Source organism: Pontibacter harenae (assembly GCF_020907245.1).
Classification (GTDB): Bacteria; Bacteroidota; Bacteroidia; order Cytophagales; family Hymenobacteraceae; genus Pontibacter; species Pontibacter harenae.
Genome location: NZ_JAJJWH010000009.1, coordinates 1 through 23,446, shown reverse-complemented (window position 1 = coordinate 23,446; position 23,446 = coordinate 1). Strand labels below are relative to the sequence as shown.

20 protein-coding genes are annotated in these 23,446 nt (G+C 43.4%); 11 read left to right on the top strand and 9 right to left on the bottom strand.

Translation table 11 applies throughout. The annotated features are described in order from the left end of the window. Positions 1 to 96: 96 nt before the first annotated feature. Positions 97 to 2,328 (top strand): acylase, encoded by a 2,232-nt coding sequence (locus tag LN893_RS06775; RefSeq protein ID WP_229969045.1) that lies wholly within the window; start codon positions 97 to 99, stop codon positions 2,326 to 2,328. A gap of 209 nt (positions 2,329 to 2,537) precedes the next feature. Here the strand turns inward: LN893_RS06775 and LN893_RS06770 are convergent, their stop codons facing one another. Beyond that, positions 2,538 to 3,575 carry an LLM class flavin-dependent oxidoreductase gene (locus LN893_RS06770; RefSeq protein WP_229969044.1) on the bottom strand — a complete coding sequence of 346 codons (1,038 nt, stop codon included), beginning with the start codon at positions 3,573 to 3,575 and terminating at the stop codon, positions 2,538 to 2,540. 262 nt (positions 3,576 to 3,837) lie between these two features. Here LN893_RS06770 and LN893_RS06765 point away from each other — a divergent pair, with 262 nt between their 5' ends. Continuing rightward, entirely contained in the window at positions 3,838 to 4,752 is a 915-nt protein-coding gene (locus tag LN893_RS06765; protein ID WP_229969043.1) for a pirin family protein, read from the top strand. Positions 4,753 to 4,827: 75 nt separating this feature from the next. On the opposite strand, the gene LN893_RS06760 is transcribed toward LN893_RS06765, so the two are convergent. Next, the gene (locus tag LN893_RS06760) at positions 4,828 to 5,286 is read right to left on the bottom strand and encodes a hypothetical protein (RefSeq protein WP_229969042.1); all 459 of its coding nucleotides are present in this window, start codon (positions 5,284 to 5,286) and stop codon (positions 4,828 to 4,830) included. A gap of 375 nt (positions 5,287 to 5,661) precedes the next feature. On the opposite strand from LN893_RS06760, the gene LN893_RS06755 reads away from it, so the two are divergent. Beyond that, positions 5,662 to 6,729: a flavin monoamine oxidase family protein gene (locus LN893_RS06755; RefSeq protein WP_229969041.1), complete on the top strand. Its 1,068-nt coding sequence runs from the start codon at positions 5,662 to 5,664 to the stop codon at positions 6,727 to 6,729. A gap of 285 nt (positions 6,730 to 7,014) precedes the next feature. Next, positions 7,015 to 7,206 (top strand): cold-shock protein, encoded by a 192-nt coding sequence (locus LN893_RS06750; RefSeq protein WP_229969040.1) that lies wholly within the window; start codon positions 7,015 to 7,017, stop codon positions 7,204 to 7,206. A gap of 60 nt (positions 7,207 to 7,266) precedes the next feature. On the opposite strand, the gene LN893_RS06745 is transcribed toward LN893_RS06750, so the two are convergent. Continuing rightward, entirely contained in the window at positions 7,267 to 8,418 is a 1,152-nt protein-coding gene (locus tag LN893_RS06745; RefSeq protein ID WP_229969039.1) for a serine hydrolase domain-containing protein, read from the bottom strand. 211 nt (positions 8,419 to 8,629) lie between these two features. Next, complete coding sequence (locus LN893_RS06740; RefSeq protein ID WP_229969038.1) at positions 8,630 to 9,547, bottom strand: DUF808 domain-containing protein; 918 nt, start codon at positions 9,545 to 9,547, stop codon at positions 8,630 to 8,632. 523 nt (positions 9,548 to 10,070) lie between these two features. On the opposite strand from LN893_RS06740, the gene LN893_RS06735 reads away from it, so the two are divergent. Continuing rightward, positions 10,071 to 10,721: a hypothetical protein gene (locus LN893_RS06735; protein ID WP_229969037.1), complete on the top strand. Its 651-nt coding sequence runs from the start codon at positions 10,071 to 10,073 to the stop codon at positions 10,719 to 10,721. Between the two features lie 89 nt (positions 10,722 to 10,810). Continuing rightward, a complete protein-coding gene (locus LN893_RS06730) occupies positions 10,811 to 11,590 on the top strand; it encodes a hypothetical protein (protein ID WP_229969036.1) in 780 nt (259 codons plus the stop codon). Between the two features lie 309 nt (positions 11,591 to 11,899). Here the strand turns inward: LN893_RS06730 and LN893_RS06725 are convergent, their stop codons facing one another. Then, the gene (locus LN893_RS06725; protein WP_229969035.1) at positions 11,900 to 13,159 is read right to left on the bottom strand and encodes an MFS transporter; all 1,260 of its coding nucleotides are present in this window, start codon (positions 13,157 to 13,159) and stop codon (positions 11,900 to 11,902) included. A gap of 1,063 nt (positions 13,160 to 14,222) precedes the next feature. Then, positions 14,223 to 14,489 (bottom strand): CBU_0592 family membrane protein, encoded by a 267-nt coding sequence (locus LN893_RS06720; RefSeq protein WP_229969034.1) that lies wholly within the window; start codon positions 14,487 to 14,489, stop codon positions 14,223 to 14,225. 85 nt (positions 14,490 to 14,574) lie between these two features. Between LN893_RS06720 and LN893_RS06715 the strand changes: the two genes are divergently transcribed. From LN893_RS06715 to LN893_RS06700, 4 genes are all read left to right on the top strand, one after another. Beyond that, positions 14,575 to 15,471, top strand: coding sequence for a LysR family transcriptional regulator (locus LN893_RS06715; RefSeq protein WP_229969033.1), 897 nt, complete (start codon positions 14,575 to 14,577; stop codon positions 15,469 to 15,471). Between the two features lie 425 nt (positions 15,472 to 15,896). Then, positions 15,897 to 16,448, top strand: a complete 552-nt coding sequence (locus LN893_RS06710; protein ID WP_369427662.1) for a PAS domain-containing protein — start codon at positions 15,897 to 15,899, stop codon at positions 16,446 to 16,448. Between the two features lie 99 nt (positions 16,449 to 16,547). After that, positions 16,548 to 16,994 carry a sensor histidine kinase gene (locus LN893_RS06705; RefSeq protein WP_229969031.1) on the top strand — a complete coding sequence of 149 codons (447 nt, stop codon included), beginning with the start codon at positions 16,548 to 16,550 and terminating at the stop codon, positions 16,992 to 16,994. Between the two features lie 140 nt (positions 16,995 to 17,134). After that, positions 17,135 to 17,740, top strand: coding sequence for a MarC family protein (locus tag LN893_RS06700; protein ID WP_229969030.1), 606 nt, complete (start codon positions 17,135 to 17,137; stop codon positions 17,738 to 17,740). A 22-nt stretch (positions 17,741 to 17,762) separates the two neighbouring features. Here the strand turns inward: LN893_RS06700 and LN893_RS06695 are convergent, their stop codons facing one another. From LN893_RS06695 to LN893_RS06685, 3 genes are read right to left on the bottom strand one after another with little or no spacing between them, the layout of a single operon-like run. After that, positions 17,763 to 18,638: a universal stress protein gene (locus LN893_RS06695; RefSeq protein WP_229969029.1), complete on the bottom strand. Its 876-nt coding sequence runs from the start codon at positions 18,636 to 18,638 to the stop codon at positions 17,763 to 17,765. A gap of 18 nt (positions 18,639 to 18,656) precedes the next feature. Continuing rightward, positions 18,657 to 20,306, bottom strand: coding sequence for a BCCT family transporter (locus tag LN893_RS06690; protein WP_229969028.1), 1,650 nt, complete (start codon positions 20,304 to 20,306; stop codon positions 18,657 to 18,659). 18 nt (positions 20,307 to 20,324) lie between these two features. Next, entirely contained in the window at positions 20,325 to 21,473 is a 1,149-nt protein-coding gene (locus tag LN893_RS06685; RefSeq protein ID WP_229969027.1) for a putative porin, read from the bottom strand. A 1,171-nt stretch (positions 21,474 to 22,644) separates the two neighbouring features. Here LN893_RS06685 and LN893_RS06680 point away from each other — a divergent pair. Next, on the top strand, positions 22,645 to 23,136 hold the full coding sequence (locus LN893_RS06680) for a M14 family metallopeptidase (protein WP_229969026.1): 492 nt from the start codon (positions 22,645 to 22,647) through the stop codon (positions 23,134 to 23,136). Positions 23,137 to 23,446: the final 310 nt, after the last annotated feature.

Genomic DNA, 23,446 nt, shown 5'->3' with positions numbered 1-23,446 from the left:
TAAGAAGCTTATAACAGAAGTGCTCAGTAGTTTTTTATACAACTTCTGCCAAATCTCATTAAATTAGAAGTTTACTTACTTGTCACTTCTCTTGCCATGAAACGATCGCTTAAACTTACACCTTTATTTCTCCTTTTCATCTCATTACTTTTCTCCTGCTCAGTAGAAGAAAAAATAAACTCAAATAGGGAACAAGACAGATGGGAGCAGCAGGCAGCACACGTTACCATTATCCGCGATGATTTTGGTGTGCCGCACATCTATGGTAAAACCGATGCAGATGCCGTTTTCGGACTTTTGTATGCGCAATGCGAAGATGACTTTAATAGGGTAGAGCGAAACTATATATGGGCTATTGGGCGACTGGCAGAGGTAGAAGGTGAGAAGATGCTTTACAGCGACCTTCGTGCGAAACTCTTTATGACACAAGAAGAGGCAATAGCAAACTATGAAAAAAGCCCAGAGTGGCTCAAAAAGCTTTGCAGGGCCTTTGCCGATGGCGTAAACTACTACCTATATACTCATCCTGAGGTAAAGCCTAAACTGCTGACACACTTTGAGCCATGGATGCCGATGTACTTCAGCGAAGGCTCTATTGGCGGCGACATCGAAAGGGTTTCTACAAAAGGAATTCAGGCTTTTTATGAAGAGAATAAGTCTACGTCGCTCAACAGTTTCGGCAATGGGTTAGTACAGCCAGGAATTTTGGAGGAACCCAAAGGCTCAAACGGATTTGCGATAGCAGGAGAGCACACCGCGTCAGGTAATGCCATGCTGCTCATCAACCCGCATACTTCCTTTTTCTTTCGCGGAGAAGTACATGCCGTAAGCGAGGAAGGGCTGAATGCCTATGGCGCTGTCACCTGGGGGCAGTTTTTCATTTACCAGGGTTTCAATGAAAAAACGGGTTGGATGCATACCTCCACCTACAGCGATGTGATGGATGAGTTTGAAGAAACGATTGTGAAGCAAGACGATAAGCTGTTCTACCAATATGGCAATGAATTACGACCAGTAGAAACAGCTAAAGTAACCTTGTCTTACAAAGATGGCGACCAACTAAGGCAAAAGAGCTTCACCTCCTATAGAACCCACCACGGCCCCATTACGCACCAGAATGAAGACAAATGGGTAGCTACGGCCATGATGTGGAAGCCCGTTGATGCCTTAATTCAATCGTACACTCGCACTAAAAAGAGCAACCTGAAGGAGTTTAACGAGATGATGGGGCTGCTAACAAATTCATCTAATAACACTGTTTATGCCGATGCAGACGGCAATATAGCCTACTACCACGGAAACTTTATACCTGTACGTGATACCTCCTTCGATTACACAAAACCAGTTGACGGCAGCAATCCGAAAACAGACTGGCAGGGCCTGCATACGGTAGAAGAAGCTATTACGCTGGTAAACCCTGCGAATGGCTGGATTCAAAATTGCAATTCTACACCTTTTACAAGTGCAGGTGCATATAGCCCGAAACGTGAAGATTACCCAGCTTATATGTCGCATGCACCTGAGAATTACCGTGGCGTGCATGCTATCCGTTTGCTGGAGAAAGCAAATCAACTGACACTCGATAAGTTAGTTGAACTGGCCTATGACCCATACCTGCCAGCGTTCGAAGTGTTGACTCCAGGCTTGGTTGCCGCCTACGATCAGCAGAAGCCAAGCGATCCAAAGCTGAAAGAAGCCATGGAAGTAATGCGTAACTGGGACTATGCAGTATCGAAGGAATCTGTGGCCATGTCGCTTGCTCACTTTTACGCTACAAATGCTATCAGAAATGGAAGTGCCCCAAAAGGCCTGAACCTAATGGAACGTTTCGAATACTATGCCACAACTTCTCCTCCAGAGGAGCGCCTGGAGCTTTTTAATCAAACTATGAAGCAGCTGGAAGAGGACTTCGGAAAGTGGAACACACCTTGGGGGGAGATTAACCGTTACCAGCGTATAAATGGCGACATAGAGCAGGCCTTTAACGATGCTTTGCCAAGTTTACCTGTAGGAATGGCTTCTGGAAACTGGGGAGCCTTGGCTTCGTTTGGTGCTCGTTCTTATGATACAAAACGTCTTTACGGCACATCAGGGAACAGTTTTGTAGCCGTAGTAGAGTTTGGAGATAAAGTGAAGGCGAAAACACTTTTGGCTGGCGGACAAAGCGGCGATCCTAAATCGCCGCATTTTGACGATCAGGCCCAGCGTTATGCTGATGTCAAATTTAAAGATGTGGCCTATTATCGGGAGGATGTGGAGAAACGATCAAAAGCCACCTATCATCCTGGAGAGAAGACTTCCAAATCAGAAACTAAAAATCAAAAATAAGGGCAAGATGACTACCTTAATTTGGTTAAGATAAGTGCTATTTAGTATGAGATAAATGTTTGAGTAATAAGCCTAAAGGTAAGTAGCATAAGGGCCAGTGTGCATAAACTTAGTCAAAAGCTTATGCACACTGGCCCTTATGTTTTCATTAAGACGCTCTCCAATTCCAACCTGTAGATGCCTTTTTTTCTAGCATCAATAGAATACTACTACTGCTTCTCTACTGCTTTCTTAACAGCTGGTGCGACCACTGTGCCTAACAATTCTATAGCGCGCATTACCTGAGCATGCGGCAAAGTGCCTACGCTAATATGTAACAGGAAGCGCGTGTTGCCGAACAACTCATACTCGTATAAAATCTTTTCGATTACCTGTTGCGGGCTGCCCACCAGTAAGGAGCCTTCTGGGGCCCGCATCATTTCGTAATGCTCCCTGCTCATAGCAGACCACCCTCGTTCCCGACCAATCTTGCTCATCAAATAGGCATAAGGACCGTAAAACTGATCAGCCGCTTTCTGAGAATCATCCGCAATAAAACCGTGTGAGTTTATTGCCAACTGAAGCTTAGCAGAATCGTGCCCTGCGCTCTGGTAGGCTTCTTTATATAGATTAGTGAAAGGAACGAATCGATCTGGCATTCCGCCTATAATAGCAAGTGCCATGGGCAAGCCGTTTGTTGCGGCCCTTACCACAGATTGAGGTGTTCCGCCTACAGCTACCCATATTGGCAGCTCTTTTTGGTAAGGTCTTGGGTACACGCCACGGTTGTTTATAGACGGACGGTGGATGCCACTCCAAGTCACTTTTTCACTTTTATTCAACTCCAGCAGCAGTTCTAGTTTCTCAGCAAAAATAGAATCATATTCTTTCAGATCGTTTCCAAAAAGCGGAAAAGACTCCGTAAACGAACCACGACCAGCCATAATCTCCGCTCGTCCTCTTGATAGCAGATCTACATGGGCAAAATCTTGAAATACCCGCACAGGATCATCTGAACTTAGCACCGTTACAGCACTGGATAACTTGATGGTTTTTGTTTTAACAGCTGCAGCCGCCAATACCACAGCAGGCGAAGAAACGATAAAGTCCGAGCGGTGATGCTCTCCAATGGAAAATACATCCAGGCCCACCTGGTCCGATAACTCTATTTCCTCCATCAGGTTCGCCATTCTTTCGTGCGGACTAATCAACTTACCCGTAGAGGGATCGGGCGTATTTTCTACAAACGTGGTGATTCCAATTTCCATAGTTCAGTTAGTAAAAGCTTATTCTTTTATATCTAAAGAACAATAAAGGTTTTGAAGGATGCAAAATTTTGGTCTTTTGAATGGCGAAGCTTTCAACTATTCCAGCAGTATACTTGAACACGGTTTGGTTGCAATGCTATGGTGAGTTAGGCTATTGCTTTATGTTTTTGCTTTTGCTTGAAGTCCAATGCTTCACCAAAAAGTCATTTATCCACGAAAAGGGTTTTTCCCGTTTAAAGAACATAATAGAACCAAATCACTTATGCTGGATATTGTTATCGAAGCGCGTAAAGCATCTATAGGACCAGGAATGGATGTACGCCGAATTTTGCCTTTCCGACTGCGCAGAATGGTTGGGCCTTTCATTTTCATGGATCATGCGGGCCCAGTTGATTTGCAGCCCCAACCATCAACTTCTATGGATGTACTTCCGCACCCACACATAGGTCTGTCTACTGTGAGCTATTTGTTTGGTGGGCAGGTAACTCACCGCGATAGCTTGGGTGTGCAACAGGTAATACGCCCAGGAGAAGTGAATTGGATGACGGCTGGCAGCGGAATCGCGCACTCTGAACGGTTTGAGGACACTGCGGCACTAGCAGGCGGAACGATGGAAATGATACAGACCTGGGTGGCCCTGCCTGAGAAAGATGAAGAAGCTGCGCCTGCTTTCGATAACTATAAACCTGAACAACTACCAACTTTTACAGATACTGGCGTTTGGATGAGGTTGATAGCAGGAGAAGCGTTCGGGTTAAAGAACCAGGTGAAAACACACTCCCCTATGTTTTACCTGCATGTTGTGCTGGATAAAGGAACTCGCTTCGGTTTGCCCAGCGGACATACGGAAAGAGGCATATATATAGCCAAAGGTAGCGTAGAGGCTAGCGGAAGAACCTATGCAGCAGGACAAATGCTTGTTTTCAACAAAGGGATAGATCCAGTAATCATTGCAAAAGAGCACACAACGCTGATGTTGCTGGGAGGCGAGCCGTTGGGAGAAAGGTTTATCTGGTGGAACTTTGTTTCTTCAAGAAAAGAACGCATTGAGCAAGCCAAAGCAGACTGGAAGGAGGGAAGAATTCTGTTACCACCTACAGATAACCTGGAATTCACCCCGCTTCCCGAAGATCGTTCCAGGCCCGCAGGTAGCCCTCCACCGCAAGCTCTCTCATAAGCTAGAGCTTGCAGAAGTTAATTCTATAGAAAAGCTTCTTTCCCTTATGTTTTTGCAGCTTCAAGTATAAAACTGCTAGCTCAGGTTTTGCAGTTTCTCAGTGATGTTATCAATCAGTTGCTCGCACCATTTTTCTGCTATTTCCTCCAGTTCGTCTGCTGGCCAAGGTTGTAGGTATTGCTTCGTCAGCCAGACATTTTGCTTGTCGGGTTTTACCTCATAGCTGTGGCGCTCCAGTTTGAAGACAAGGTCTTTTGAAATATCGAACGCTTGTACACCTGCTCTTTGAAATCCTTCCAGTCGCAGCTTTAGGCCTAAAAGCTGCACATTTCCGTTCTCCATGCTGATTTCCACGTCTGGTTCTGCCTGTGGGTCGCTCGTCCAGGTATCTAACATCCTTTCCAGCTTAAAGTCATGAAACAGCGGAGTTACTGCTTCCAAGTTGGTATTGATGCGTTCTGCCAGGGCAGGAAGTATTTTATCGTACAAGTGCTTTATAGTTTCTTTAGAGCGTAAATGCTGTGCTTCTTCCATAGGTTATGTGATCTATACTGCTGCAAACTACGCAACGAGGCTTTTGAACACTAAATTTAAGAGAATAACTTCGCACTGCGTAATCTACAAAACGACACAGCTTAATCTTTTTGCTACTAAACCTTCTGCCAGACCTAATCACTCATCTACAGCAGGGCAGAAAGCGCCTTTTGTTGGTATAGTATATAGTTGGAGTCAAAAGCTACTTCAGTACTTTCATTTAGCAGAATATCCTTTTTAATTAGCTGATCAAAAGTTGGTCGTACACTTTTAGCAGTATAAAGCTGCTGCCACGTTGATAGTCGCTTCAGCAGAACTTTTAGAGTATTACCTTTGTCTGCAGAATTCAAAATGTAGCAAGTTCTTATTTACGATATGCAAGAGGTAATTATAGTTGGTGCAGGTTTAAGTGGATTGGCCACAGCATACTTTCTAAAAAGCAATGGAGTAGACGCTCTTATAGTGGAGGCAAGAAATAGGTGGGGAGGCAGAATAGATACCGTACAAGCTGCAGGCAATGCTACTCCTGTTGAAATGGGAGCAACCTGGTTCGCTGATAAACATACGTACCTCATGCGCCTGCTAAAAGAACTGGAGCTCCCGATCTACAAACAGTTTCAAAAGGGAATAGGCATTTTTGAAACCGATGCATCGGAGGAGGCGCAGCTATTTCAGATTCCTGATTCAGAGGAAGCATCCTACAGAGTTGCAGGCGGCACCTCAAAACTGACAGATGCGTTAGCTCAGCAGATAGGAACTGAAAACATTATTCTTAACTCACCCATCATTAGTGTTTCAGAACTAGATGATGTTATAGAAATTAATACTGCTAAAGGAGAACGCTTGACTTGCCGCTATTTAGTAACCACGATTCCGCCTTTCCTGTTGTTATCTCAGAAAATAGCCTTTAATCCGCCTATTGCTGATGAAGTTAAAAGCGTAATGGAAAATACCCACACCTGGATGGGAGATGCTATAAAGTTTGCAGTAGAATATGAACGCCCCTTCTGGAGACAGATTGGCTTTTCTGGAAACGTATTTAGCCACGCAGGCCCTGCCATAGAAGTACATGACCATAGTAATTATGAAGGTAGCCGTTTTGCCCTGATAGGATTCCTATCCGCCGATGCCTCCAATATGGCTAAAGAGGAGCGAGAGCAAAAGGTAATTGAGCAGCTGACAAGGCTATTAGGAGATGAAGCAGCTTCTTATCTTTCTTATACCGAAAGGTTGTGGAAAGAGGAAGCATATACTTTTGCAGATTACGGGAAGTATATAATGCCGCATCAAAATAGTGGCCACCCCTTGTATGCGAAGCCCCTTATGAATGGCAAGTTACTTTTGGCAGGTACCGAGACATCGCCTGTTTTTGGTGGGTACATGGATGGCGCTGTGTATAGTGGTTTGGCCACTGCACACCACATCCTTCAGGAGAAGCGTTAAGTATAGGTTTTCTATTGTGTAAAAGGATCTTTGTGTATTGGTAACCTAAATAAACGTGAGAATTTGACTCTGAAATTCAGCGTGTAAAGGCTGCTAGATAAGCTTTCGAGCATACTTTCTGCCAAGCTTAGTGATGGATAAATCTTTTTCTGCTACATTTGTCATCAACAAAAGCCGCTTTAATACTGTTGTGGGAGTTGTTTTGAAAATATTTAGATAATGTTGATAAATAATCTGAACCTATAAGCCCCAAACAGTGTATAAAGACTATAACAATAATGCATCATGAATAAAGGAACAGTAAAATTTTTTAATGACGAGAAAGGTTTTGGTTTTATAAAAGACGAAAACACAGGTCAAGAGTACTTCGTACACGTATCAGGTTTGGTACACGAAATCAAAGAAAATGACGAAGTAACTTATGATCTTCAAGAGGGAAGAAAAGGACTTAATGCCGTTAACGTACAACGCGCTTAGTCTTAAACATAAAAGTCATTGGAAAAAGCCTTACGAACCGTCGTAAGGCTTTTTTTGTTTCTACTCTTTTTTTATGAAATTGTCATACAAGCTGTTGACAGTTTGTACAACCACTTTGTTATGCTCCGCAGTCTCAGGAGCATTGCTGCCGCTTGTTAGCACTACAATTCCAAACTTCTCTTTCGGGTGAAAAAACATGGCGCTGTTAAGGCCATAAGCTGAACCAGTATGGCCTCTTAAAGTCATTCCTGGTATCACATCATCAGCGTTCATAATAGCGAGGGCATAGCCATTTTCTGCCGCTTTTGTTTGCATCAACTTAGCGCTTTTCTTCGAGATGATTCTGGTACCCTTATACTTACCCTGGTTCATGTGCATCATCATGTACTTTGCCAAATCGGTAGCGGAAGTCTTCATGCCACCTGTAGGTGAAAAAATAGGCGTACTATAGCCCATCACGTAGTTCTTTATTTCTTCGCGGCGCGGCGCGTAAGCCGATGGTGACGGAGTGAATTCTTTAGTAGAAGCTTTATACTCATATAAAGTGGTGAAGAGGCTAGCGTCTAAAGAGTCGACACAGTATCCACCATAAAATCCCAGAGGGTTTAGAATATGATGTTTTACATACCTATCGAAGCGCTCGCCTGATAACTTTTCTATGGTGGCTCCAACCATATTAAAAGCCAGGTTGCAATAGTCATATCCCTTTCCTGGCTCATAGTCGTTGTAGCAGTTTGCCCAATTCGGATTCTTAGCTGGATTAATCACATCTAAGTTAAAGTAACCTTCGCTGTCGTTTAAACTGGACGTGTGGGAGAGGGCCATTTTAAGCGTAATGACAGTTTCTGGAAACTTAGGATTTCGGACCTTGAAGCCTACTAGATCGCTGAAATCATCGTTAAGTGACAGTTTCCCTGCCTCAACAAGCTGCATGATGGAGGTAACGGAAAATGACTTGGATATGGAAGCTATCCTGAAAATATCTTTGTCTGAAAGAGGCGTGTTGCTTTCAATATCTTTCAAGCCAAAAGAATTGGTGTAAATGATGTTGTTGTTCTTCACTACAGCAACGGAGAGCCCCACAATTTCAAGCTCTTTTATGATGTTCTGTAAGTCTGCTTCGGCTTTCTCTACCTGGCCATAGCTAATGGCAGAAAAAGAAAAGATTAAAAGAACGGTAAAAAGATACTTCAAAAGGATTTCAATGGTCATGGGGCTAAATTTCAGTGAAATAGAAAGATAACAGGAATAGCGTAAATTTCCCACCACTCCCACAGAATGCTAGCTTAAACAATGGTTTTGGTTTTAGGTATTTAGGATGTGATGCTGTCTCAGATTAAACGAACAAAAAAACGTACTACAACAAAAGCTATAGTACGTTAAACTTTTTATCAAATGGAACATAGTTCCTGTCGTTCGGAAACTAAAATGCTTTGCGAACCAAGGATACTATTTTCTCAATGATGCCGCCTAAAATCAATCCGCCTATGCCACAGAGTAGGGCCTTTACAAACCAAGCAACGGCAGGCATATCAGCCATAGAATGTTCTAAGTTATCCAGCGCATGGCTGGTAAAAGGAATGCCGTGAGCGATAATTTCTGCCCCCACCCATAACATAGCTGCTGTTCCGATGTAGCTGAGGATTTTTAAAAAACCAGGCATTATTTTCACAATACCTCGGCCAATTTTGCGAACCTGTGGGTGATGATTTTCTTTTGCCATATGTGTGCCCACGTCGTCAGCTTTTACAATGAGGCCGACAAAGCCATACACAGCTATTGTAATAAAAATAGCCACGCACAGCATCACGGCAATTTGGTTTACCAGGTTTTGCTCAGCTACTGTGGCATAAGTAATGGCAACAATTTCAGCAGAAAGAATCAAGTCCGTTCGCACTGCACCTTTTACTCTTGTTTTCTCCAGTTCTTCGGGCGTAATTATTTTTACTTTCTCACCTTTACTATGCTCAGCCTCTGCATGATGCTTACTGAACATGGAGTGAACTTTTTCATAGCCCTCAAAGCATAAATATGCTCCGCCCAGCATCAAAATAGGACCAATTGCCCAGGGTGCAAAGAAGCCCAGCAGTAGTGCTGCTGGGCTAAGGATTAGTACCTTATTTATAAGTGATTTTTTAGCGATCTGAAAGATGATTGAAAGCTCGCGTGAGGGATCTAAACCCACCACATATTTAGGCGTAACTGCCGTGTCATCTATAACAATACCAGATACTTTACCCGTTGTTTTTGTTACTTGCGCTGGAACATCATCCAGACTGGCCGCACTAACTTTCACTAGGGCAGACACATCATCCAATAAAGCCAGAAGTCCTGAAGCCATTTATTATTTAATTTTTAAGGATTGATTTTCGTGTACGTTATTTAACCAGCTGCAGCTAAGCATGCACAAGACGTTTGCTCTTTCACTGGGGTAAATTTTGCTGCTAAGTTTAATCAATATTAAAGATAAAGTTTCTGAGCCAAGAGGCTATATTACGAAATTTATAGATTCGTTCGCTACCAAGGGCAAGAATTAATGAAAGCCAAGGCAACTTAATTTTTTTTGGTGCCTAAATAGGTGTTGAAATCGATTTTGTGTTTGATCTGAATAAAATAACATAGCTACTTTAATCAATCTAAAAAACTACATCAAGTAATGATTTGATATTAGTTTATGATTATCTAGTAAAATTTATATCTTAGACAAGGCAACCGGTATACTTACGCAGTGCTCTTTTAACTGAATCAGGCCGCAAATCTGCACATAAAAGACAGGTTTAGGTTACATACATAACAGAATGCAGATAACCTGATGTTGCCGTTAGTATCTTAGTTAGCTGTTATATTAAACAATAAATAATCCAATGGAAAATATAGATAACTTTGGGCTTTCCTTAACAAATAGAAATCAACTTAAAAGAATCGGTTTAGGGAATATGGATTTTATTGAAATATTTGATTCAGGAATTTTTGATTCTGTTCCTTATCTGGGAGAGATTATAACTACTTATAAAGGTTTTATGAATCTTAGAGATAAAATCTTTACAAAAAAGTTTATAAAATTTTTACAGGCTTTTGAATCACAAGATATTGATGAAACAAAGCGAGAGGAATTTAGAAATAAGATTCAAGACGACAAAAAGTACAGGATTAAAGTAACAGAAACATTAATTGAATACATCGACGATTTTAAAAACGAGAATAAAATTATAATTTATTCAAATTTATTTTCTGCATACATCAATGGTTCTTTTAATTGGGAGTACTTTTTACAACTTTCCGATTGTCTTGAAAAAGTTGATATTCCTAATTTATCTGTAATACCCAAAATTGACACTACAGAGGGAAAGGAAGTTCAACAATACAATGAAGAAGAAACTACTGCAGAATCAAATCTGGAATCCTCAGGTTTGGCAATAAGAATGAGTGTATGGTCTTCCGACATTTATCCAACTAGATTTGGAAAAGATTTATATAAATATGGCTTAAAAAATACAACAGCAAACCACGTGTAAACATTACACTTCTGCCGACGGCCTTACTCATCGTCTACACAAGAACGTTGGCATCCATTTTAAATCATAACTTCATAAAAAGAAGCACTATGAAAATATCAAACTACTTAACTGTCTTGCTGTTGAGGTCTTTTGGTTGCTCGTCAGTTATTCAACTGTCTGAACGGCAAGTAGTGCATCCTATTGAAAACAACCTGTATCTGGGCTCTAAGTATAAAAATCAGCAGGGTTTATTAAACGAGCAGGGAATACCGCTAAAGCCAGTGGCTTACTTCAACTATGACGATTTCAGGGGATTTAGCCCCTATGGGCGCATTATTGCCGAAGCCCCATATGACACTGAAAAAGGCTTGAGTAAGATTCCAGCCAGTAGGGTAGGGCTCTATCATGAGATTAAGGTTGATTCTTCTACAGTCAACTCCCTCTCAGAACTCTTGCTGAAAGCCAACAGCCCTGTACTGAACAACTTTTACACAGGCAAAGAAACCTATCGGTTTGTCTGGACTAGGGCTTTCCACGATGATTATATTTTCGAGTTGTACAAGCAGGATAACCAGGCGATCCTCCACACGACAAGAATAGACAAGCAGACTGGAGCCCTTGAGAAATCAGATAAGGTAATCTCATTGAAACAGTTTTATGAGTTTAAGAAGATACTTACAACAGGTAACTTCTGGGCTATAAAACCCTATCGGTGGGCTCTACAAGTAGATGGCTCCTCGTGGACAGTCGAGGCACACGTGCCTGTTGGCTATAAGGTGCTAAGCCGTTCCAGCCCAGGATTAGTTCATGAAGATGAACTACTTCTTAGGAAAGCAGGGCAGTGGCTCATAAGTAGAAGTGAAGTTGATGTAACGGAGGTATATTAACGTCTGCCAACTGTCAAAGATTAAAATATACCAACCACGTGTAGATAATATACTGTGGTCTATGGAGTAAGCTGATTATGAGTGATATTCAGACGAACATTCTTGAAATTATCAAACAGAGAAGCGAAACCCATCAAATAAAAGTAGCAGCCAACAGCCTTGCTTCACAAGAGTGAAATCATAGTTGACTTTAACAGTAAATCTTGAAAACCAAATAGATAATTAACACCAAAAGAAAGGGCCTCCCATAACGAGAGGCCCTTTCTTTTTAAGCTATGCTAAACAGGCTGTGATACAACCTGTAAGCTATTAATATTCTCCAGCTAATTCTGCAGTTCTCTTTGGGTCTGGTTTTGCCACTGTGCTTGACGACCTTTTTTGCCAGAAGAAAAGAATAGAAAACAGTATAATCAGGATGGCAGGGAAAGCAATCATTTTTTGTAAGGTTTCTTGGCCTGCAGCTAGCTGTAAGGCTTCGCCTGTAAGTCCCTGAGCTGTGTATTCTGACATAGAACCATCAATCCAGCTTCCGATAATAGGCTGGAAGATAGAAGAAGAAAACATACCTACCGCACCAATAATAGACATACCCAAGGCACTGCTTAGTGGTACGCGCTGTGCTACAGCCCCAACCATAACTGGCCAGAAATAGCCGTACCCAAGAGCGAAAATAATAGCTGCCACATAGGCCATAGAGCCAGTTACAGTACTAAACATATAGATGCCTATTGCTGAAAATACGGCACCTCCGAGCAAAACACCTGTCTGCCCAAGTGATGCCACTACAGGTCCTGCAAAGAATCTTAGTACGGCCACTAAACCAGCGGTCAGGGCTAAGATTAGCATAGGATCTGCTCCGCTGCTACCCAGAATAATTTCTACCCACTGGCCAGGTCCAAACTCCGTGATGGCAGTTAAAGCCATACACACGATAAGGAAGATGTACAAAGGGCTTAGCATGGCTTTGAAGTTTGAGCTAAGAGAGGTAGCTCCTTCCACTTGTGGTTTCGGGAAGTTTTTTCCGAAAAATAGAAATGCGTAGGCAACGGCTGGCACCAATATAAACCACATTTGTCCTTGCCAGGTAAATCCAAAATCGGACATAAGCTTAGAGATAAGGGCACCCAGCAAAATGCCTCCAGGAAACCACATGTGGAATCTGTTCAGCATTTTGTTCATTTTGGAACCTGAATACATATCTGCAATCATTGGATTACAGGCAGCTTCAGTACATCCGTTTGCAATACCAATAAATAGCGTTGAAATAAGTAAAGTTGTATACCCCCCCGCATAAATGGTTAATAATATTCCCAGTGTATGGCATATAAAGGCCACTGTCATGATAATTTTAGGGCCTACTGTGTGGTAAACCAAGCCACCGATAACCATAGAAATAGGAAAGCCCAAAAACCACATGGAGTTGATAAAGCCGAGTTGTTCAGCAGACAGACCAAATTGTGTCCCTAACTGAGGAAGTATTCCTGCTCTGATAGAAAAGGTAAAGCCTGTAGTGATGAGTGCAAGGCAGCTCCCATAAAACAAGGCACTTTTGTTAATGTTGTCGTTCATGATTTTGGGCTTGAGTTTTTAGTTATTGACTTATGTAGCTATTAAGGTAAATGTAGTGATCGACTTTATCTTTCTCTCAATCTCCTGAGGATTGAGCTTTTCTTATTTCCCAAATTACAAGTATGATTGAATATTTCATACTCTGAAGCTGTTTTTTATGCAGCTTTTTCAGCTGTTTTAACTGTTCTTTGCTCGCTTCATCGTTACGGGTACAACAAACTGTAGCTGTTGTTAGCCAAGTCTATAAGAATACAGAGCAGCGAACACATAATTAGTGGACAAACTTTCGCTTTTTATTGTTGACATTTTTAAAAAATTTCTTCGGCTCATTACTTATGGTTTGCGTTTGTTCAGATGGTAACAATTTCTGCCTATCATCAGGATAGTAATCTTCTTCATAGGTTTAAATCAGATCTTGTATTGTAGCTCTCGTTAAGGTTGTCGATTGTCATATCTATTGTTTAACAAATACTAAAATATGCTAAACCTCATCGTTCTTGCTTAGCTGCCTATAAATCATGCAAACAGGTCCTATCTTTATGCATGCACAATACTCCTGCACTTAATAAAAGGTTTGCAAAATACTGAGGAAGCAATACATAACAATCAAACAAGAGTTGGTGCTAGGGTGGTGTGAGCCATTATTTCAAGGCAAGTACTCTGATAGGATTTAGCGCCTTTTTGTTGCCGTAAAGGAGCCCGTAAGCCCAATGTTGCTTTCTTATCTTCGTAGCCTTGCCCAATTTTTTGGGTTTTCTGAAGCTAACAAGGGCACGGCTCGAGCCATTGGTTGGCATCATTGCCTATGAGGAGCGTAAATTGGAAGGACACCCAAGGCAGATATCGCCACTTTAAACTGAATTGCCCGAGGCTAAAGCAAATCATGCTGAACGAGGAACAGTCGGAAGAGGTACTTATTATTTAAGCAGATTTAAAGCAGAAGTAAAAAGCTGCAATTCTCCTGGATGAAACGCTGATCGAGGCAATGCTGAACGGATGTGAAAAAGCCACCTTTTCTTGATATTATTGAAAAGGTGGCTCACCCCAGGATGCTAGTTAAGTTCTAATGCATAGTGTAAACCCTTACCAATGCTATAACAGCCATCAGAAGAAAAATGGTGTTCAGCACCCAACTTGCGTGTGCTTTTTTTGAAAGTGCATACAGAATCATGAAAAAGCAGCCAGCTATATTCATTCCCAAATAGTTGACTGATTGGCTGCTGATAACACCAAAACTGTTTAGGCTGAAAGCCAGAAGCGAGAACAGGGCACCTATCCATCCTATTGCTTCCCATACATATTTCCGTACTTGCACCATTTCATAAGACATTTATTTTATCTCAAAGTAAGTATGTGCGGTTGGACTTAAAAATGCTAATAATGGCTTGATTAATGCGAAAAGGGAATTATTCTAAATGGAGCTACAGCAAATAAAATACTTTCTGGCACTGGCGCAGGAACTGCATTTCTGGAACACAGCAGAACGCATGTTCATCACGCAGTCGGCGCTGAGCAGGCAAATTAAGGCCTTGGAAGATGAGTTGGGAATCCAGCTTTTCGAGCGAAGCAAGCGAAGTGTAAAGCTTACTGAGGCTAGCGTTTTTTTAAGAGATCAGTGGCTACCATTGCTGGATGAGATCAACCGTATTCATTTACAGGCGAGGAAGATCCATGAAGGTGCCTTTGGCACTGTCAGAATCGGATATCCAGGCTCGATCGCCTACAGTTTTATGCCGAGGCTGCTTACCAGCATATCCCGCACCTTACCAGAACTAAAGGTTGAACTGGTGGAGCCGACCGATATCAGCTTTGAGCAGCAGCTGCTTGATTACCAAATGGATATTCCTTTCAGACGAGACCCAGCTGTAAACCCCTCGTTGCAGTCAATCAACTTGTACTCTGAAGCATTTGCCCTTGTTGTGCCTAAAAATCACCACTTGAATGAGCAGAACTTCAAGGGACTTCACGATTTAAAAGACGAGAAGTTCATCCTGTCAAACTTGGTGCAGACTACCTTCTATACCTCGGTCCTTCGGCAGGTTTTTGAGGACAACGACTTTAGCCCCAATGTTTTCATTGAAACAGATTTTGGAGGAATGGTGCTTGGCTTGGTATCTAAAGAGCTTGGTGTATCTATATTGCCCTATTCCTATTCATTAAGTGCTTTGCCCAATGTGCGGTTCATAACGCTGCCCTATGAGGTAAGCCTCTATGTTACCTGGCGAAGGGGAGACAAAAGCCCTGTCCTGAGAAACATACTTCAACAGGTACAGGATACGGCTTCTGACTTCATGTCAGAAAGTAATTGGTAAACCCTCTAATTAATAGACTCAAGCGTTTAAATATCTTTTTTTCTGCTATCAAATACATGTTTGGCAGAAACACGCCCAAAGTTTTCTTTTTGTCGTTTCACAAGTCGAATTAAGCTTTCTCTGCCGAGATGAGTAGGTGAGACAGTAGTGTTGAATTACCTTGAAGGAAGGAGATGTGCAATAAATGTAGTAATACGTAGTTCCATAATATATCAATATTGCTCAGTGCTAGCATAAAAAGCTGTGTTCTGTTAGCATAAAGCTTCTGACTTATAAAGCGTTTTCTACACTGGGCATTCTAACATAGAGCATCCTAGCTTCGTTCTCTACTATCGGCTTATAATACAACGAGTTGTTTAGCTTTTTGTAAGATTAAGCTTTATGCGAACTATCAAAAACTCTATGGATCCGAAATACAGCCATAAATTTCTGCCAACTTTATTGATCAGGTTAAGGACTGCGCCATTTTTGCGATGGATCCGAAAGGTATCATAAACACTTGGAATGTAGGAGCAGAAAGAATCAAGGGGTATCAGGAAGAGGAGATTGTCGGACAGTACTACGGTGTTCTTTTTACTGAAGAAGACCAAAAGAAGGGGGAACCAGAGCGGGAGATAGAACTTACAAAGAAGCACGGAAAACACGAGGCGGAGTGGTGGCGCCGAAGGAAAGATGGCACGCTCTTTTGGGCGAGTATAGTGCTTACTGCTGTATACGATGATGAGGATGAGTTAATAGGTTTTACGAAAGTGACCAAAGACCTTACCTATAGGAAAGCGCATGAAGACGTACTGCAGAAAAAAAGCGATGATCTGGCAAAGGTAAATAAAGATTTAGATCATTTTATCTACATAGCATCCCACGACCTAAAGGCCCCCATTCTAAACCTCGAAGCTCTAACTAGACTTCTGATGAACGAAGTAGAAAAGATAGGTTCGTTCAATACGAAAGTAATTGAGATTCAAAAACATATCTAGGGCTCTATAAGCCGATTCAAAAAAACGGTAGATGAACTATCTGATGTGAATCGTCTGCAGCGGAGTAAGGATAGGGAGGGATAAGAAGAGACTGTAAACATGCAACAAGTATTTGAGGACGTGATGGCGGATATGGCATTCCTTTTCGACAAACTCCAGTTTCCTTGCGAGGTTTCAACCGACTTTCAGGTCCGCATTATTAGTTTATCGCCTAAAAACTTCCGTAGCATACTATACAACTTGCTTAGTAATTCTATCAAGTACCGGTCAAACAAGCGTAACTGTCAGGTACATGTGCAAACAATACAGGTTGAAAAAGGAGTAGTGCTATCAGTTAAAGACGACGGCTTGGGTATGAACGAGCAGAACCTGGAGCAACTCTATATGATGTTCAGGCGTTTCCACTCCCATGTGGAGGGAAGCGGTATAGGTTTGCACCTAGTAAAAAGAATAGTTGACAGTGCAGGCGGCTCAATAGAAGTAACATCTGCCGAGGACGAAGGAACAGAATTCAAAATACTGTTCAAGAGCGAAGCCATTACTTAAGCCTCTGCTTAGCCACCTTATTAATATTTTCGCTATGGCCTTGTAGCTTAACTACTTTGCTACTTTGTCTGCAAGGGCTCATAACCCTATGCAGGAAAGCGCGGTACAGAAAAAGGTGAAATTATATAATACCTATACCTATGATTGCAGCCATCTTCAGCTTTCTGGTCATGCTGAACCCCTTTGCGCTTTTCCTGTACCTAAAGCCCGTTATGAACGATTTGTCAGACTCAGACTTTCGGGCTGTGTTTTTGAAAGCAAGTTTGATTTCCTTCTTCATCTATCTGGCTTTCCTGCTTTTCGGTGACGTTGTTTTTCAAAAAGTATTTCGCATCAATTTCGAATCCTTTCGCATATTTGGCGGCATCGTCCTCTTCTCCTTCGCCTATATTTTTATCGTGCAGGGCAAAAAAGCCTTTATCCAAATTAAAGGAGATTTGCACGATCTGGCATCTGAGATAGCCTTGCCTTTTATGGTGGGAGCAGGTACCATTTCCCTTACTATCCTGATGTCGGAACAGATGGAGCTGTGGCAGGGCGCGCTGTCGCTTGCACTTATCATGCTTGCCAACTTCATCATCATCATGGGACTCAAGCAAATCCGCCGCGGGATGCGCTCGAAAAGTGTGCAAACCGCCTTTGACAAGAACATGGAGCTGCTGCTGCGCATTAACGGCTTTTTCCTGGGTGCCATCGGTGTCGACATGGTGGTGACAGGAATCAGCAATCTGATGGCGGCAAGCTAAGGTTAACCTGCTGTGCCACCGTTTACTTAATCACTGCCTCTGAGTACACCAGCCAAAGCGGCGTGTCAATGTCCATGTTGTATATCTGTGTCGGTACGCTGCCCAAGCTAAGTGAAGGGATTGGGTTGTTACCCTTCAGGCCGAGAACCAGCAGATCGTGCTTTCCCTTGCGAAGCTGCAGACAGATCCGCTCGGCCGTGCTTTTCCCCGCGGCACGAACTAGGGCATAAGGCACACCTGCTATTTCCTGGTGCCGTTTCTGAAGCTCCCTAAACCTTCCGCTTACCACCTCTTCGGCTTTCTTCACGGCTTTTTCCTCTGAGATGAGTGGGAAGTACTGTGTAGGAAGTTTGTAGACATGCATAATCTCCAGGTTTAGCCCCAACTGGTCTGTAAGGCTCTTGCTAAGTCGCAGCGCGTGCACCGAGGCGTCGGAGAAGTCTATCGGTGCCAGCACACGTTCTATGTTGAAGCTCGCTGTCTCTGGGAAAACGATAATGCTGCAGGGCAGTACACGCAGCAGCTTAGTCCCCAAAGCACCTGTACTTTTGTTGCTCATTCGCTTGCCCAGTAGCGTCAGCTTTACATTATATCGCTTTACCAGGTCAGCCATCATCACCTCGGTGTTCGGCTCCTCGCTCACCAGTATCTCATGGTCGCAGCCTCCTTCAAAATGCTCCGCGACAATGTCGGAGATGTTGGCCTCCACCTCTTTACTCAGGTCAATATCCCCGAAGGTTTCCCTAAAGTCATCGCTCAGTTCATATGTTTTTATATTATGGACAAAATACACCTTTTTTACCGACAGGCGCTCACAGATGGAACGGGAAAACGCTACGAGTTTTTCGTCTATATCGCTCAGGTCGAGGCAGACCATCATGGCGTCAATTGCAATCATATTTCTCCTGCTTTAAAGTTATGGTAAATCGTTTCTCTTGTCTTCTGCAGTATGCGGCGTCTGCTGCTTTGCGGCACGTTTGGCCAACAGTTCCGTGATCTGTTGCTGGTAGTCTTTTCGCTGCTGTGCCTTGCCCAGTTTGTTTTCTTCTTCCAGTTCTTCGTTTAGCCCCTTGTATAGGCTGTAGCACATCGTGAGCAAAATAAGCGCAAAGGGCAAACCCGTAATGATAACAGCCGTTTGCAGGGCCTGCAGACCACCGCCTATCAGCAGCACCGCCGCCACACCTCCTTCTGCCAGGGCCCAGAAAATACGCACGCCCACAGGCGAGTCGGCTCTTCCGCCCGATGTCAGGCTGTCTACCACAAGAGAGCCTGAGTCGGAGGAGGTAACAAAGAAACCTGTAATCAACACAATACCGATGATAGAGAGCACCGTGGAGAAAGGAAGCTGCTCAAAGAAAACGAACAGAGCCGTAGATACATCTGCGGCCACTGCCTCCGTTATGGCGGTTCCGCCTGACAATGCCTCTCGCAGGGCTGTGCTGCCGAACACGGTCATCCACAGGAAGGAGAGTAAAGAAGGAACAATCAGTACGCCCAGTACAAACTCCCTGATGGTACGCCCCTTGGAAACACGTGCAATAAAGATACCCACAAAAGGTGCCCAGGAAATCCACCAGGCCCAGTAGAATACCGTCCAGCTCCCCTGCCAGTTTGTGGTGGAGTATGCCTCGTTCCAGAAAGACAGCTGCAGGAAATTGCTAATGTAAGAGCCCGTGTTTTGCACATAAGATCCTAAAATAAAAACGGTTGGCCCCAACACTAGCACCGCCACCAGCACCAGCAGGGCAATGCGGATGTTCCACTCGCTTAGTATACGTACCCCCTTGTCTACACCCGTTACCACAGAAATGGTGGCGACGCCAGTGATCACGGCAATAAGCATCACCTGCGTCGTCACGTCACTGGAAATAGCTGGGAACACGTGGTGCAGCCCTGCTGCAACCTGTTTCACACCCAGACCCAGCGAAGTAGCCAAGCCGAAAACGGTGGCCAGAACAGCTAGAATATCGATGATGTCCCCTATAAGCCCATGAATGCGCTCTCCCAGGAAAGGGTAAAATACCGAGCGGATAGTCAGGGGCAGCTTTCGGCTATAGGTGAAGTAGGCCAATGCCAGTCCCACCAGTGCATAAATGGCCCAGGCATGGAAACCCCAGTGCAGGAACGTGAAGTTCATGGCTTGCCTTGCCGCAGCGGGAGTTCCTGGCTCCCCGAGCGGAGGTGTTAAAAAGTGGTTGATGGGCTCGCCAATGCTCCAGAACAGAAGGCCGATACCCATACCGGCGCTGAACAGCATAGCAAACCAAGAGGAGGTGCTGAACTCTGGTTTCGCCTCCTTGCCGCCTAGCCTGATGTCGCCGAACTTGCCGAAAGCCATGTACAGGCAGAAGGCCACGAACACATTCACGCTCAGGATGAACAGCCAACCCATGCTGGAGGTAACAGCCGTCTGTACCTCGCTAAAGAACGCTTCGGCACCCTCCCTGAAAACAAGGACTAGCGCTATGCTAATGATTAAGATTACAATAGAAGACCAGAATACAGGCCCGTTCACTTCCAAGCCCAAGGACTTCTTTGTATCGCTTCTTGCTACTTTACTCATCAATCAGAAATTTTTAAATCAGAAATAATATCCCATGTTTATGTTAAAACGCATGTGCCAGTCTGTATCTCCAGGTGTGCCAGATGCGAGAGCGTTTGTCCATTCAGGCCCGAGCCAAGGTTGGTTATAGCCGAATGCTGCATCAGTATAAATGTACATGGGGCCAGCGGTGAACAAGGCACCCAGCACATTCATATGGGTGTTCTCAAAGCCACTTACCCGCTTGTGGTAATAACCGTAGTTGTTGTAGAAGGTAATGCCCTGCAGCAGGCGCGTTTCTATGGGAAGGTGATAAGCCAAGCTAGCGGTATACATTTCACCTTTGGTGGCCACATTATAATTAACACCGTAAGCTCCCATTTCCACAAAGTTTAAGTCAGCCCCAGCTGCATATTGTGGGTTAATGCCGTAGAGCATTGCTTGCAGCTTTACATTCCAGGGGCTGTAGGTAGGTTTATATTCATAGTGAAGAGCCGCAGCGTACCTAGTGCCATTTCGCTCTGTGTCCAGGTTATAAAGGAGTCCAGCCTGTAGCGAGGTACCTAATTCATGGGCAAGGCTATCTCCTAAGCGCCGAACAAGCTTAAAGTCCAGCTGGTTATTTTCTTTGTTGCGCCCTGTAATGTCGTAGGAATAGCGGTTAGGGCTAGGCTCCGCTGCGCCAAACACAAACTCCTCTGCGCTTTTATAATAGGCTGCCTGCCATTGCCACCGCCCGTTGTCGTGTATGTATTTTACCCCCATGTCATGGTCATCCTCGAAACCCACATAATAGGTAATGTTGAAAAACCAGTTGTTGGAATTATACTGTTGTATACCGAAAGGCACCTGGTTCAGCCCGACTTGTATCTGCGATTTTTCTGAAAAGTCATACTGAAACCATCCCTGTTTTAGAAAAGCGCCGCCAAAGGCCTGAGAATAATGTCTAAATTCTGCGTTCAATTTAATGCCTTTGTACTCAGATTCAACGTTAAGCCGGAACACATCATAGCCAAAGTCACCACCGCGTTCCAGTTGGTCTTTTTTCCAGGTTGAAAGGTTGTAGTTGAAGCGCACAGCGCCTCCTAGTTTTAAAATCGGTTCAGCAGGGTCTTCTTCAGGATACTGAGCATAGCAAAATGTGCTCACGAGGCAGGCCATTAAAAGTAGTAGAGTTTTCTGCATCATCTGGCAAGGCTGTAGTGGTGTATAAAACAAAATTCTTGATGGTTTGGACGATTTTAAAAGATAAACGTTGCTTTAAAGTTCGTTTAGGTGGCCTTCAGCATAAGGAATATGCTGAAGCAGACTTTAAGCTCAAAAGGTTTGCTGCAACTCATTTTATGGTTAGCAGACGCACTTTTCACTTAACACCCTTCTCTTAGAAGGAATATTTGCGTTCAAGAAATTTGTTTGCCTGCAAAGGTAAGGAAACGGTGAGAGGAACACGGAATCCTTGCTAATTCAAGCAGAGTTGTGAGTAGAACATCACTCCATTTCAGTGCTTACAACTGTCGCACAAGTCAATAGGTATCTAGGATATCTAGGTTAATAGAGCTGCAACAGCCGTACTTATAGTATATAGGTGCAATTAAGTTGCAAAGGTAGAGTGGTATGTTTAATATTGCGGCTTAGGTGCAGGGAAGGCAACTATCTTTAAATGACTTCAAAACCTGATAAGATGGAATTTCTCTAATCACCTGTTTTCATAGATGCGCAGTTCACAGCCATATATCGCATATTTTCTTTTGGTACTCCTTCTGCGAGTACTGATGCCTGAAGATGCGCTCTTATCGCTGCATTAGCACCAGCATACCGAGGATAAGCAGCTGTCTGAAGTGACAATAAGTAAGGTGCACCTGCACTGTGAAGTGGATAATTTCTACGGTACTTCCTTTCTTGCTTCCAATTTGTCCTATGATCTTGCTTTAGCTCCACAAACGAGCTGTTATGTAGAGCCTTATAGCTTCGCTTGGAAGTTTACTTACCCCCACAATACTTACCTTCGCGGACCGCCCGTGGCCTAATAATTTTTTCAAATGTATTAGTGTAGACCAACGCAGTTTGGTTAACATGGCTTCTTTACAGATTTTTAACTGTCTGTGGAAAGCTAGTTTGTGCGCTTCGCCATTTTAAGGTGAGTAGGCCATACGCTAATATTTTATTAACAACAGCAGCAAAAAGTATCTCTTTTACTTTCTGATTTCCTCATGCAGTATAGGCTAATCATGGCCTCAGGCGCGTGTGTGGTTGGCAGTTCTCTAATTTCTTAGAAGGATAGGCAAGAGCCTCTGCATACCTGCCCAGACCATACTGTATCATAAGGAACCTTACAAAGTAAGAGAATATACTCTGTGCTATGCTGTTTGTTCCTTTCTTTTTAGCACATCAATACTATTCCCAAAACAAGATTAAAATTTCATACCTATACTTTTACCTGTTGGCTTTTTTATGCACTGTTACTGACGCAGAAGCCCAGATAAAGTCTTTCTCTTTTGCAGGAGAGAAGATAAAAGCAGGTACAAAAAAATCTATACTCTTACCTGTAGGCAGCGGTCAGAACATCACTGTTATTCCTGTCACCGTTTTTCATGGAGCTAAAAAAGGACCAGTGCTTGGCATCACGGCTGGCGTGCACGGCCTGGAGTATGCACCCATCATGGCTTCCCAGCAACTGCCAAAGCACCTGGGCCCTGCTGTAATGAGCGGCACGGTTATTCTGGTGCACATGGCCAACGTGCCCGCTTTTCTGCACCGCGCGCTGATGGTGAACCCCGTGGACGGCAAAAACCTTAACCGTGTTTTTCCAGGCAAACCCGACGGTACCTTGACAGAGCAAATAGCCTGCTAATTTCAGAATATCATAACTAAGTATAAGTACAAAAATAAAATGAAGAACAAAAGAACTCTGTCATTCTGAAAGAAACCTGGTAGAAGGGAGGTTAAGCTGTTGCGGCTTGTGGGGGTAGGGGCTCTCTATTAACAAGATCCTTTCAGGATGACAACATACCTAAATTTATTTCTGTCCCCACACTTATCTAACTATATTTTAAAGTTTACAGCATCTTGTACCCTCTGTCCACTTCGTCATACCCCTGCCTGTCCAGATTATCTAATAGTTTAAGAGGCTGTTTTGAATTCATTTAGCTAATTCTTTAAGC